The following is a 13,305-nucleotide window of genomic DNA, read 5'->3' on the forward strand; positions in this document are numbered from 1 at the left end:
CGTCAGCAACCACGCCATGAGCATAGCCGCCGCCTGACGACGCCCGGCTTGATCCAAATCAAGCGGAGCGAACCACACGCCCCGGCGTAGCGGCGAAGCCGCCTCGCCGGAGTGATCGCGCGCTCGGGATATTGCGGCGGATATCCATATTACGACGGATATCCCCATCACGGCGGCTACGACTACTGCCTGTCGGAGCGTTGTCGACCACGGCGTTTCGCGGCGTCAGCGGAGTCCCAGCAGCGAACGTCGATAACCGCTGTCGCGCGCCTCATTTCTGCATACGAAGCTTCCGTCGAAACCCTGCGCATACCGCTTCTGCCCCCTAAAGTAGTAGCGTCCCTTCCGAAAATCGAGCCAGACGACCGTGTCGCCGGGACAATGCCGTTGTGCCTGGGCTTGGTAGCGAAACGGGGTCAACGGTAGCGCGGCGACTTGTTGCGCGAGACACGCAAGTGCAAACACCCCTGTCCCCCATACGCTCAGCCGGGACAAAGGCCACCTCCCCCGAACCGCGAGGCGTGCGCCGGCCAAAACAAGAGCCTCGGTACCCGCTTCGCTTTGTCGCCGTCGATTTGCGTCAAGCTCCTGCCCAAAGAGCCGCGGCACCGGAGCTGTCCGTTTGCAAATTTCAGGCTGCGTGGTACCCATATTTTGGCGCCCGAGATGCCAGAGAAATATCCCGACATGCTTTTGGCACAAGTTGCACTGTCTCTGACAGGTACTCCAGAGTAGCTTTTTGCTTTATCGTGGGGCTACCCCATGGGAAGCGAATTACTTTATCACGTGTGGATCGTGATACTGGGGCTTAGTCCCATCATTATCGCGGCCATCGTTATGTTCATGTAAGGACCGCGTCAGCCGAGTGATTTAGCTTCGCTCGCATGAAGCGCGACCTGCTCTATTTTCGTCTCTCGTTGATCTGGCTGGCGATCGTCGCCGCCGCGCTCATCTGCGTTCTGGTCTTGTGAGCAATGACGATCGCGGGCGGGCCAGACCGCCCCAGTTTCTGTGCAGGGTGCTATCCAGCCGATCAGGCGGACCCCGACTATCTTGCGAGCCCTCCGAACCACGCTCCAAAATATCCTGCATAGAGTGCCGGCACTTCGAGGTTCATCGAGTGCCCCACACCTGGCACGACCACGAGCCGGCAGTCCGGCATCGCGGCTGCCATCGTCCTTAGATCGTCTGGTGGGATCCATCCATCCGATTCGCCCCACAGTGCCAGATGTGGATGGCGCAGCTCCCGCATACGCCGCCCAAGCTCTCCACTTTCGCGCTCGCGCGTTAGATTGACCGGTGTCCCGATCCAGACGCCTTCGGAAACGGCAAAGGTCTGCTGCAGTATTCGCTCGAACAGCGCCTGCATATCGGCAATTCCATCGCGGAATTGCGGGATCGTGTTCGGCGCAAGACTGTCGGGTACGAAAAGGGAGGATGCCGCAGTCGCCATCACGGCCCGCGTCAACTCCTTGCTCGCCATCATGGCGCGGAAGAGCCCGATCTGATCGGCATTGAACGACATGCCGAGCGGCGTGACGGGGTCCAGCGCGAATACCCGCCCGAATCGTTCCGGCTGCATGAGAAGCATCCACGCGGCGATGACCCCTCCGGTCGAATGCGTAGCAAGATGACAAAACCTGACGTCCAGAGCATCGAGTGCCGCCAGCATATCCTGCGCATGCTGTTGCATTGAGTAGTTCGAATAGTCGGGCGCGGCGATCGGCCGATCGCTGTCGCCACATCCTCGCCAATCGATTCCCACCACCCTCAAGCCGCGCGGGAATAGCGGCGCAGCGAGCTCGATCCAGTCCTTGCTCGCAAGATTTCCGTGGATGAAGACGATGGTGACTTCGCCTTCGCCCCACTCGCGCCAGCCCAGCTGGATCTCGCCCGCCTGCACCCAGGGCATGACGCCGACCTACTTGTTCAGCCCGGCGGTAGGTGCCGCTCCCGCCGGGGTCGGCGCCACCGGCAATGCCGAAACCACGGCCCCCTTGATCATGCGGTCCGTGCCGACTGGCGAGCTGGTGGCGACCGTTCCCGTGTTCACGAACTCCACCACGTCGACCGGGAATTCCACCGGATTGTCGGTATGGATAAAATGCCCGGTCTCCGGATAGATCTTGAGGATCGGCCGGTTTCCGGCATTGTTCATGCGCGTCATGAACGGGGTGATGACATCACGTCCGAGGTCCGTCAGTCCGTTGAACGCGGGCGTCGGGATGAACGGTTCCTTATCCCCGAAGGCCAGGAAGATCGGCGCCTTGATCTGGGTGAGCCGCTCGTAAAGATTCTTCGGGTCGTCCTGCTGAAGCTCCGCGCCGATTGTATAGATGTCGTAGATGAAGACGTTGCACCACTGCTCGAGCTCCTTGGGGTTACCCTTGGTCAGCCCAACGCGCTGCTCCGTGTGGAAACGAGCATATTCGCTGTCCCGGAAGAAATAGCCGCTCTTGGCTGCCGTCACGGCACCGGTTTCCGGATCGCGCTTCTTGAAATAGAAGAAGTCGCGGATAGCCTGCTCGGGACGTGCAATCTCTGCAGCCAGGATTCCCGTCTGGTCCCAGGTCTGCTTCCACTTATCGAAATCATGATCAAAGGCCGGGTCGAAGAGCCTTACCTTCTTGTCCTTGGCGATCGTGATATCGCGTGGATATTCCTCCAGACCGGAGGGGGCTTCGAGCGCGAGGCCCTGTACGGCATCCGGCCAGGTCAGGGCGTAGCCCATCACGAACTGACCACCGAGCGAGTGGCCGAGGTAATACGCCTTCTTGACGCCAAGCTGGTTGACGACGAGGTCGTAGATGACTTCGCGCATCTCCTGCATGGTGCGTGCCGGACTCTTGTCGAGATTGCCGGGGCCGGACATACCGTAGTGCGGCAGGTCGGGCACAATCACGCGCAGTCCGCTGCGCAAGGCATACTGCATGATGTTGCCGTAGTGTCCACCGAACGCGCCCTTGCCGTGGATGATGACGAGGACCTTCGGGTCCTTGTCGTTGCCGGCATATTCATCCATGTAGCCGATCTGCCAGGACGTGCCGCGCTTGTCCTTCGCGGTCGCGTATTTGACCGGATAGGGATAGGTGACGAAATTCTTCCAGAACGACTTCGTCGGTTCGATATTCGTGGCCACTCCGGGCACACGATAGTTCTTGTCGATATATTGCTGCGCCCGGTCGAGGCTCGCAACGTCGTCCATGAAGGCGACGAATTTCGGATCGTTCTTCCGATGGTTGACGATCGAGAACACGCCGTAGTGAGCAACCGGGCTCTCCTCGGCGATCAGATCAGCTCCCGGCACCCGGTCGACGGCGCGTTCGGCCAGCTTGAAATTCAGCCAGAGATCGTTGGTGATGTGCATCACCAGGGTACGAGCCTGGATTCGGCCCAGATAGGGGTTGATGTTGTAGGTCTCGCCGACCCGGTTACGCATGACGAGATCGACAGCGTCATACAGCTTGGCGCGATTGGTCACGCTGCTGCCCGCCTTCTCGTTGGGCGGGTCCCAGTAGAACACTTCAGGCTGAACCGACGCGAAGTTCTGGCTCGTGCGGTACGCGAAATCGTAGCCGGTCAAGCCCAGCACCGACCAGCCGAACGCGAGCCCCGGCACCGGGTGCTTCTCCTTGGGGAGACTGTAGTAGTCACCCTTGGTTGATTGCCACACCGGATCGGCCTGGATGGCCGCCGTCATCAACTGGAACGTCCAGTTGCCGACCGGATCCTCGGCGTCCGACTGCGTCGTGCCGCCGATCGGCATGAGGGCACCGATGTATTCTGGGTGCATGACCCCCCAGACATAGGTCTGGGTGCCGCCCATCGAGACGCCGGTGACAAGTGCGACGCGCGCAACCTTCAGCTCGTCGTGCAGCATGCGGTAATTCGCCTGCACCATGTCATAGTAGCTATACTGCGGAAACTTGATCCCGAGGCCGTCGGATGGCTTGCTGGCGCCCCAGGTGCCGAGCGGATCGACCATAATTACGTAGTAGCGGTCGGTGTCGATCGGTCGCCCGGGACCAATGATCGGGACACCGCCGGACAGGGCAGCACCCTTGACCCATTGCTCGTACATGTCGGTGGAGTCGCCGGAATAGTAGGAATTGATCACGACTGCATTGGTGATCTCGCCTGCGGCGTTGCGCCGCGGATTGCCAATAGCGATGTACGCTGTGTGCAATTTGCCGGCGCCGAGCGATTCAAGAGTGACGCCGCCCTCGCCGCCATTCTCCCATTTCGAGGGATCGGAAAGATCGTATTTGCCGCCGATACGGAAGTTCGCGATCTCAACTGTTTTCTTCAGCCCATCATGTTGCATCTGCGACGAGCGACGCGTGAACGGCTGCGCGACGGCAAGGCTGCCACCAACCAGCAGGACGATCAGGCTGACGACGCAATGCTTGATGGCGTTTTTGCCGGTCATGACGGCTTCCTCCTGGCGGTATTTTGCCGGAAGGCTAGGCAGGCCGGCGGGAGGCACTTTGATCTAGCTCAAGGGATTTTGGTCGCGGACGTCGAGGATCGCGATAGCTCAACACCCGCCGGGTTGCCGCAATGCCCTTCCTCAATCACGGCTCATATCGGATACGCTATGAGCTCGACGGGCCGGCAGACGCACCCGCCTATGTGCTCGTCAATGGACTGACACAATATGCCGAACTGTGGAGTGCCTACCGGGACACTTTGACCGCGCGGCACTTTCGTGTCGCAACATTCGACCTACTTGGCCAGGGTGCATCGGACAAACCCGCGCTCTTCATCAGTCAGGAAGACCAGATCGCAGCGCTGGGCCTGCTCATCGACAAGCTCGGCGGTGGCCCGATCTTCCTGAGCGGCATCAGCTTCGGCGGCTTGATCGCGCTACGCTATGCGATCGCCCATGACGGGCGGCTCGCAGGCCTCGTGCCGATGAGCTGCTTTGCTGAGCTCTCACCCCAGCTTCTCTTGCTTGGCAATGCCATGCGGACGGGCCTGATCCTCGGCGGCACCAGCTATTTGCAGGATCTGCTCCTGCCCATGAACCTTTCCGATGCGTGGCTCGAACCGCTGCTCGACAAGCTCGACTCGGTGAAACGACAGGGTTGGCTCGTCAACGACGTTTACGCCTTGCAGAACCTGATGGAGTCCTTCCTCGACTTTCGTCCGCTGACACCACTGCTACGGGCGATCAAGGCTCCGACGATGATCCTGAACGGCGAGTTCGACTTCCTGACGCCGCGCGCCCTGCACGAAACGCTCCGCGTCCAGATCCCGAACAGTTCGCTAGTCATCATTCCAAGGGGCTATCACGCCTTCACCCTGGAGAAATCCGCCCTCACGGCCGACCTGCTCGCGCGTTTTGCGGAAGACGTGCTGGCAGGCCGCTGGCACGGCAACCAGTCAGTCTGGATCGCTCCCGAAGAACCGGGCGGCGCGCTGGCGGCATTTCCCCCCGGATACGATCATCTGCGTGCCATTCCGACACCGCGCGTGGCGCCATGAGGGAACTGCTCGGACCACTCACGTCCGACGGCTGCGTGCCGCCACAGCAGCAGACGCGCGTGGCCGCATTCCTGATTTCCGCCCATGGAGCCCTGGCACGGCAGTATGCGCTCGCGCTGCCGATCAGGCTGGAAGCCGCCTGGCAAACCGAATTGAACGCGCAGCTTTACCGGGAGGCGGAATTCGTATCGCTACTGCAACGCGCGACATCATGGGTGCCGGACGCCGGGCTGGGCTACCTCACCGCGCTTTGGGAAATGGCCTGGCTCCCCGCGGCTGTCGACGGGATCACGGATCGGTCGATGGCGCTGGCAGCCGATCTTACCACTCTCGCTCATGCCGTGCACGCCGGCGTACGGCCCGCGGCCCTGCTTCCACTTGAGGCCAACGCTCACGATGCGTTCGTGGCAGCCCTCCGCCGCATCGAATTCGAGAGCGGCCGGCTTCTGCAGGCGCAGATCGTCTTTCTGAAGGGACCGCAACTGGCGCCGTTCCGTCCAGCGATAAGCCCAGCTCTCGAGAGGCGCCACGCCGATGTTCGCAGACTGTGGGATGAAACGCTTGAAGGCATCGGGATCGCCAGCCCGCGCGCAGGATGACCGCACGCTTTGACGCAGATCAAGAGTCGGCGGCACGTCGGAGCCAACGATTGACCGGCTGCCCCCGTAAATCGGAGTGTCCATCATGAAGCCAATCTCAGTCGAGGAAGCCGTGGCGATGATCCCGTCCGGGGCCAGCATCATGGTCGGCGGCTTCATGGGCGTCGGCACCCCGGAACGTCTGCTCGACGAAGTTGTACGCCAGCAGAAAGCCGGCCTGACATTGATCAGCAATGACGCAGCCACGCCGGGGAAGGGAGTCGGCAAGCTGTTCGATGCCGCGCTTGTTTCGCGCCTGACCGCCACGCATATCGGCCTCAATCCGAAAGCTCAGCAGCAGATGCTGGCCAACCAGATCGCCGTCGATCTCATTCCGCAGGGCACTTTCGTCGAGCGCATACGCGCCGGTGGTTGCGGCCTGGGAGGCGTGCTCACGCCGACCGGCGTCGGCACGTTGGTCGCAGACGGCAAGCGTCTGATCGAAGTACATGGAGAATCATTCCTGCTCGAAACCGCATTGCGGGCGCAATTCGCGCTGGTCCATGCCTTCCTCGCCGACTACCTCGGCAATCTCACCTACGCGCTGACCGCCCGCAATTTCAACCCGGTCATGGCCATGGCGGCCGATACGGTCATTGTGACGGCCGAGCATATCGTGCCCGTTGGAGTCATCGCACCCGACCACGTCGTGACGCCGGCGCCCCTTGTCGACTACCTCATTGCGAACGGGTGAACCATGGATCCGCAGATCATCATAGCCCGGCGCGTCGCTCGAGAGCTTCGCAGCGGCAACCTTGTCAATCTCGGTATCGGCATTCCGACGCTGGTCGCCAATTATGTTCCGGCCGATCTCAAAGTGTTCTTTCAGTCGGAAAATGGGTTGATCGGCACCGGACCGATCCCCGAGCAGGGGATGGCGCATCCCCTGCTGACCGACGCCGGTGGGCGTCCGATCAGTGCGCTGCCGGGCGCGGCCACCTTCGACAGCGCAATGTCATTCGGGCTGATCCGCGGCGGCCATGTCGATGTGACGGTCCTCGGTGGCCTGCAGGTCGATGCTGACGGACATCTCGCCAACTGGATGATCCCCGGCAAGATGGTGCCGGGCATGGGCGGAGCGATGGATCTCGTCAGCGGCGCAAGGCGGGTCATCGTTGCCATGCAGCACGCCGCCAAGGGAAAATCGAAGATCGTCGCCAAATGCTCGCTGCCGCTGACGTCGGCGCGCCCCGTCGATCTCGTCGTGACCGATTTGGCGGTGATTGGCTTCGCCCGCGGCAAGGCGACCTTGATGGAGACAGCTCCGGGCGTCGGCGTTGCAGAAGTGATGGCGGTCACCGAGGCCGATCTGACAATTCCCGGCACGGTACCCGAAATGAAGCTTTGATCAGGACAGAGCCATGCGGATATTCAGCAACTTCGATGACATCAAATCCGCGGTTGGAACCGAGATCGGCGCCAGCGACTGGATTGAAGTGACGCAAGATCGCATCAATCGGTTTGCCGACGCGACATGCGATGAGCAGTGGATCCACGTCGACCAGGAGCGCGCCAAGGCAGAGCTTCCCGGGGGCAGAACCATCGCGCATGGCCTGCTCTCCCTTAGCCTCGCACCGATGTTCATCCGATCCGTGGTCGGGCTCAAGGGTCTGCGAAACACCCTCAACTACGGGGCCGACCGGATTCGCTATCTGGCGCCGGTACCGGCCGGATCAAAGCTGCGGGGCCGCGTCACGGTCGCGGAAGCGGAGGACGTGCCGCCGGACGGCCTGCGCGTGAGCTACCATCTCGTCATCGAGATCGAAGGCGGCACGCGTCCCGCCTGCGTGGCGGAGCTGATTGCACTGCACTACCGCTGATGCCGGCCTGCCATTACGATCGTCAGTCGATGATGTGATAGCCGCCGTCGATATACATGACGCTCCCCGTGATCAGTTTGGCGCCATCCAGCGCCAGGAACGCCGTCGCGTTTCCAACGTCATCGATGCTGACAAGGCTGCGCGCCGGCGCCTTGGACTGGGCCTTGTCCATGAGCTCATCGAATTCGGGGATGCCCGACGCCGCGCGCGTCGCGAGCGGTCCCGGCGAGATCGCGTGAACGCGGATGCCTTTCGGGCCCAGCTCCGCGGCGATGTAGCGGACGGCGGCCTCAAGGGCAGCCTTCGCCACCCCCATCACATTGTAGTTCTCCACGACCATCTGACTGCCGTAGTAGGTCATGGTGAACATCGTTCCACCGTTCTTCATCAGCGGCTCGGCCAGATGCGCCATGCGCATGAATGACCAGCACGAGACCTCCATCGTCTTCAGGAAACCCTCTCGGCCGACGTCAACGACACGTCCGTGCAATGCCTCCTTCGGCGCGAACGCGATCGAGTGGAGGAGGAAGTCAAGCTGACCCCACTCCTTCGAGATGCGCTCGAAAACCTGCTCCATCTGCCCTTCAACCATGACGTCCAGCGGCAAGAAGATCGGAGCCTCCAGCGCCTGTGCGAGCGGTTCGACATGTTTCCTGGCGCGGTCGTTCAGATAGGTCACGGCCAGATCGGCACCGAGCGCGCGAAACGCCCTCGCGCAGCCCCAGGCAATCGACTGATCGTTGGCAATGCCGACGATCAGACCCTTCTTGCCCTTCAGCGCGACCTTGGTTTCCGGAAATTGCGGGATCATGATGCTCTCTCACGGTTTGGGCTGGACGGTTGACCATTCATCAGCAGCGCCAGCGTGTGCTGCGCAATCATCAATTCCTCGTCGGTCGGGACGACATAAACGGGAATGCGGCTGCCAGGGCGTGATATCGATCCGGCGTGGCGAGCGTTCTCGGCTGCATCCAGCTCGACGCCCAGCCACGACAGCTTCTCCCCGATCCGCGCGCGGATGTGCGCCGAATTCTCGCCAATGCCGGCTGTGAAAACGAACGCGTCAATGCCCTGAAGCGCCGCCGCGAGCATGCCGGCGTGCAGGCCGATCCGATGGACGAAATATTCGATCGCCAGGATCGCATGCGGATCGTCACTCTCCAGCAACTCCCGCATGTCATTGCTGATGCCGGATAGCCCCTTTAGTCCACAATCGCGATAGAGAAAGGTCTGCACGTCAGCCGCCGACATGCCCTTTCGAGCAATGAGATAGAGCACGACGCCTGGATCGATCTGTCCTGGCCGCGTGCCCATCGGAAGGCCGTCGAGCGCCGTAAACCCCATCGTGCTTTCGACGCTGCGCCCCTCCCTTATCGCGCACATCGACGCCCCATTACCGAGATGCGCGACGATGACGCGGCCATTCGCAACCTCGGGGGCCACTTGCCTCAAGGTTTTGGCAACGTACTCATAAGAGAGCCCGTGAAACCCGTAGCGCCGAACGCCCTCGGCATATAGCTGGAACGGGACCGCGTAGTGGTCCGCCAAGGCGCCGTGCGTACGATGGAACGCAGTGTCGAAGCAGGCGACTTGCGGAATATCCGCGCGGTTTTCCAGCAGCGAACGGATGGGAGCCAGATTGTAGGGCTGATGAAGCGGCGCCAACGGCACAAATTTCTCAAGGCGCGCCACGATGCCGTGGTCGATCCGCACCGGGCGCTCGTACTCGGGACCACCATGAACGACGCGATGTCCGACCGCGATCGGATTGATGCGGAGCTCGTCTTTCAGCCAGATGCCTGCAACTTCGAGAGCTGCCGTCACGTCCGGAACGCGCTCGATCGGATAGGCACGATCCGCCAGCGGATCTCCGTTGGCCGCGCTGGCTCGCAGCCGCGGCCGGCTGCCGATCCCATCCATCTGACCCTTGATCTGGCGCTGCAGCCTGGCGTCCCCGTCGACCGCGAAGATTTGAAATTTAACGCTCGATGAACCGGCATTGACGACGAGGATCGTATCCATGGCGATCACGCGACGGTTGGAGCGCGCCGACGGCGCGCGTCGGCATAGAGCGCGGCGACTGCGCACGAAGCCATCCTGGCCCTCGCTGAATCGGCGCGCGACGTCAGCACGATCGGAACCCGGGCCCCGAGCACGATGCCCGCGCCATCGGCCTTGGCGAAGTAGGCCAGGTTCTTGGCCAACATATTGCCGGCCTCGAGGTCGGGAACAACCAGGATCTGCGCCCTTCCCGCGACCTCGGACTTGATGCCCTTGATTCGCGCAGCTTCCACGTCGATGGCGTTGTCGAACGCGAGCGGACCGTCGAGCATGCCGCCGGTGATCTGACCGCGATCGGCCATTTTGCATAGCGCGGCCGCCTCGATTGTCGACGGAATCTTGGATGTCACGGTCTCAACCGCCGACAGGATGGCGACGCGCGGCAGCGTCCCAAAGCCGGCCTGAGTGTAGAGATCGATGGCGTTCTGAATGATGTCGCGCTTGCCATCCAGGTCGGGAAAAATGTTGATGGCTGCATCTGTGATGAACAACGTATCGGCATAGGCCGGCACGTCCATCACGAACACGTGGCTGATACGCCGATCGGTTCGAAGCCCGACCGATTTCGCTGTGACGCTCCGCATCAGCTCGTCGGTATGCAGGCTGCCCTTCATCAGCATCTCGCCCCGCGCGGCATGGATCAACTCGACGCCCCTGGCGGCCGCCGCCTCGCTGTGCGGCTCATCGATGATCTCGAAGCCGGCAATGTCGAGGCCGTGCTTGCTCGCGGTCGCCTTGATCTTTGCTTCAGGTCCGACCAAAAGCGGCTTGATGATGCCGGCCTGCGCGCTGTCCACGGCGCCGCGCAACGACGTCTCGTCGCAGGGGTGAACCACGATGGTCGGCACCGGCGGAATAGCCTTGGCCGCGGCGATCAGACGATCGTACTTGGTGTGAGCCGTACCGCTCGACTCGGATGACATGACATTCATGGTTGCCACCACTCCGGATACTGTCAGATCGTGTTACGACGCCTTTGCCTTGGGATCGAAAGGGGCGACGTTCGATGCTTTCTCCGAGGCTTCTCTCCCGTCCAGGCCGAACAGCTCCGCGATCCGGCTCAATCGGCTGGCCACCTCACCTGAAATCTCGGCACTGGCCGACAGAACATCGCGTATCGCGGCGAAGGCGGCCTGTCGCTCGTTCATATTGTCGGGGAGCAGCGTCGGGATCGCGGCCAACGCTGCTTCTCGATCAAGGAGAAGCATGAAGAATTGCTCGCGAGCGAGCGTCTTGAATTCAGCAAGCGTCACGGGCTTGCCGACCACGTTACGGCGGATCTGGCGCAATGCTTCCAGGCTGCGCTCGTCGACCATGCCACGCGCCGAACCCGCATAGAGAAGGGCGCGGATCGCCGCCTCGCGAAGGCCCCCCTCGCCGACCCGCGACTTGAGCTCCGCGATCCTCGTCTGCAGCCGCGCTCGATACTCGGTTGACATCTCCTGTCTTCGCGACGGCGCCGAACGCGGATCGACCCCGACCGCGGCCTGCAACGCAGGCGAGCCATAGACGGCAAGGAAGACCGCCTCGCTTAGCGCTTCCTGAGAACCGCGCCAGCTGTCGAGCGCGTGAACGATCTGCTTCGAGATGCTTTCCTGGAACGCAAGGAACGGATTGTCCGAACTCACGGGCTTGCGCTGGTCCTGGATGTGCTCGGCGGCCGCCTTGACGGCGGTCATGAACGGATTCTGGCTGCTTAATGCCTCGTATTGCACGCGCAGCGGATGGGTGTTCCGCATCCAGTCGGCCAGCTCAGGCGTCACCATGCGCTTGATCAGGGGCTGGACGAATTTGCGGTAGGCGGCAAGGTTGAGCTCGGAGACCCGCTTTGCAGCTTCGAATCGCCGCTCGTCGTCCGGCGAGTTGCCTCCCATGGCCCGGATGTCATCGAGGGTCCGGGCTTCGCAGCGCATCACCCATTGTCCCGGAGCGAGATCGGCATTTGCCGTCTCGGCGTCCTTGGCCTCAAAGGTTGCCTCATAGAGGCCGGGTGGCAGCACGTCGATCAGGTCGATGTTGCTGGAAAACTCCGCGTGTTCTTTCTTGGCCACGCCGCCCGACACGAAAATGCCGAGATGGCCGACGGTTTCATGAACCGTGTAGACGATCGTCTGTCCGTAGGCCCTGATCTCGTCGACATCGGCATAGAGGTCGAGGATCCAGTCCAGCGCCTGCTGCGGCGGAGTGATGTTGTCGCCCTTGGAACAGAAAACGACGATCGGCGATCTGATGTTGCGCAGGTCAACGGATTCACCATCCGACATCTTGATGCGGCCGGCGGCGAGATTATTGCCGATGAACAGCTCATCGACGATGAACTGGATCTCCTCCGCGTTCAGGTTGACGTGGCCACCCCACCAACGCTCGAACTCGAGGTAGCGGCTGGCCTCCGTATCGACCTTGGAGAAGACGTTGTATTGCTTGGTCCACAGCGTATTGGACGGATTTTGGTTCTCGAAATTCTGGACCAGCCAGGCTCCATCAAACTTTCCGCCGCCGAGGTCGCCGGCGAGCGCCGTCAGCCAGCTCCCACCGAGCAGGCCGCCCGAATATCGCATCGGGTATTTGCCGTGTACGCCCGCCCAATAGGCCAGAGGCGCTCCCGCAACAATCACCGGACCGAACAGCTCGGGCCGCAACGAGGCGAGGATCATCACGGCCCAACCGGCCTGGCAGTTTCCGATCACGCAGGGCTTGCCGTCTGCATCCGGATGGAGGCCGATGACCTTTTCGAGGAATAGCGCTTCTGCCCACGCAATGCGCTCGATGGTCTGGCCCGGCATCGGCTCCGGCAAGAATCCGATGAAGTAGCAGGGATGACCGGCCTTCATGGCGACGCCGATCTCGCTATCGGCCTTGAACCCGCCGATACCCGGACCGTGGCCGGCCCGCGGATCGACGACGACGAACGGTCGTCGCTTCAGGTCGATCTCGATGCCCTTGGGAGGGATAATCCGCACCAGCGCATAGTTGACCGGATCATCGAGCTTGCGGCCGTCCATGATCAATTCGGCAGCATAACTCAGGACGTGCGGAGCGGTTTGCGCCACATGCTCTCGGTATTGGTCGCCACGCTGGCGCAGAACGTCGAGAAACAGCACACTTCGCTGGCCGACATCGGTCATGTATTCCACGGCGGACGCCACCAGTCCCGATACCGGATCGCCCGACGGCGTTGTCCTGTCCATTGCCATGCTCCGATTTTCGCGTCGGCATCCATTGAATGTGCGCTGCGAGAAGGGGCTTTGATCTAAGTCAAGCGTCGAAGACCAATGGCGACGCGACATGACACCCGCACA

General features: G+C 61.8%; 12 protein-coding genes. 5 read left to right on the top strand and 7 right to left on the bottom strand.

Annotated features, from left to right (window positions below):
* Positions 1 to 225 precede the first annotated feature (225 nt).
* The 3 genes from AS156_RS43920 to AS156_RS04320 form a co-directional block, all read right to left on the bottom strand.
* On the bottom strand, positions 226 to 495 hold the full coding sequence (locus AS156_RS43920) for a hypothetical protein (RefSeq protein WP_082747332.1): 270 nt from the start codon (positions 493 to 495) through the stop codon (positions 226 to 228).
* Between the two features lie 553 nt (positions 496 to 1,048).
* The gene (locus tag AS156_RS04315; protein ID WP_066500438.1) at positions 1,049 to 1,912 is read right to left on the bottom strand and encodes an alpha/beta fold hydrolase; all 864 of its coding nucleotides are present in this window, start codon (positions 1,910 to 1,912) and stop codon (positions 1,049 to 1,051) included.
* Between the two features lie 9 nt (positions 1,913 to 1,921).
* A complete protein-coding gene (locus AS156_RS04320) occupies positions 1,922 to 4,429 on the bottom strand; it encodes an alpha/beta hydrolase (protein WP_066500440.1) in 2,508 nt (835 codons plus the stop codon).
* 203 nt (positions 4,430 to 4,632) lie between these two features.
* Between AS156_RS04320 and AS156_RS04325 the strand changes: the two genes are divergently transcribed.
* The 5 genes from AS156_RS04325 (at position 4,633) to AS156_RS04345 (ending at position 7,945) form a co-directional block, all read left to right on the top strand.
* On the top strand, positions 4,633 to 5,487 hold the full coding sequence (locus AS156_RS04325; protein WP_245312547.1) for an alpha/beta fold hydrolase: 855 nt from the start codon (positions 4,633 to 4,635) through the stop codon (positions 5,485 to 5,487).
* On the top strand, positions 5,484 to 6,086 hold the full coding sequence (locus tag AS156_RS04330; RefSeq protein ID WP_066500444.1) for a hypothetical protein: 603 nt from the start codon (positions 5,484 to 5,486) through the stop codon (positions 6,084 to 6,086). The genes AS156_RS04325 and AS156_RS04330 overlap by 4 nt, the downstream gene beginning before the upstream one ends.
* Positions 6,087 to 6,171: 85 nt before the next feature.
* On the top strand, positions 6,172 to 6,819 hold the full coding sequence (locus AS156_RS04335) for a CoA transferase subunit A (RefSeq protein WP_066500446.1): 648 nt from the start codon (positions 6,172 to 6,174) through the stop codon (positions 6,817 to 6,819).
* A 3-nt stretch (positions 6,820 to 6,822) separates the two neighbouring features.
* On the top strand, positions 6,823 to 7,473 hold the full coding sequence (locus AS156_RS04340) for a 3-oxoacid CoA-transferase subunit B (protein WP_066500449.1): 651 nt from the start codon (positions 6,823 to 6,825) through the stop codon (positions 7,471 to 7,473).
* Positions 7,474 to 7,486: 13 nt separating this feature from the next.
* The gene (locus tag AS156_RS04345; protein WP_066500452.1) at positions 7,487 to 7,945 is read left to right on the top strand and encodes a MaoC family dehydratase; all 459 of its coding nucleotides are present in this window, start codon (positions 7,487 to 7,489) and stop codon (positions 7,943 to 7,945) included.
* A gap of 22 nt (positions 7,946 to 7,967) precedes the next feature.
* Here AS156_RS04345 and fabI read toward each other — a convergent pair whose 3' ends face one another.
* Genes fabI through AS156_RS04365 form a run of 4 tightly spaced genes read right to left on the bottom strand, consistent with a single transcriptional unit; the run spans position 7,968 to position 13,200 of the window.
* Complete coding sequence (gene fabI / locus AS156_RS04350) at positions 7,968 to 8,756, bottom strand: enoyl-ACP reductase FabI (RefSeq protein WP_066500458.1); 789 nt, start codon at positions 8,754 to 8,756, stop codon at positions 7,968 to 7,970.
* A complete protein-coding gene (locus AS156_RS04355) occupies positions 8,753 to 9,967 on the bottom strand; it encodes an acetate/propionate family kinase (protein ID WP_066500461.1) in 1,215 nt (404 codons plus the stop codon). The genes fabI and AS156_RS04355 overlap by 4 nt, the downstream gene beginning before the upstream one ends.
* Before the next feature lie 5 nt (positions 9,968 to 9,972).
* Entirely contained in the window at positions 9,973 to 10,929 is a 957-nt protein-coding gene (locus tag AS156_RS04360) for a phosphate acetyltransferase (RefSeq protein ID WP_066500655.1), read from the bottom strand.
* 42 nt (positions 10,930 to 10,971) lie between these two features.
* Positions 10,972 to 13,200 carry a DUF3141 domain-containing protein gene (locus AS156_RS04365; protein WP_066500464.1) on the bottom strand — a complete coding sequence of 743 codons (2,229 nt, stop codon included), beginning with the start codon at positions 13,198 to 13,200 and terminating at the stop codon, positions 10,972 to 10,974.
* Positions 13,201 to 13,305 lie beyond the last annotated feature (105 nt).

Source organism: Bradyrhizobium macuxiense, assembly GCF_001542415.1.
In the GTDB taxonomy this organism is placed as follows: domain Bacteria; phylum Pseudomonadota; class Alphaproteobacteria; order Rhizobiales; family Xanthobacteraceae; genus Bradyrhizobium; species Bradyrhizobium macuxiense.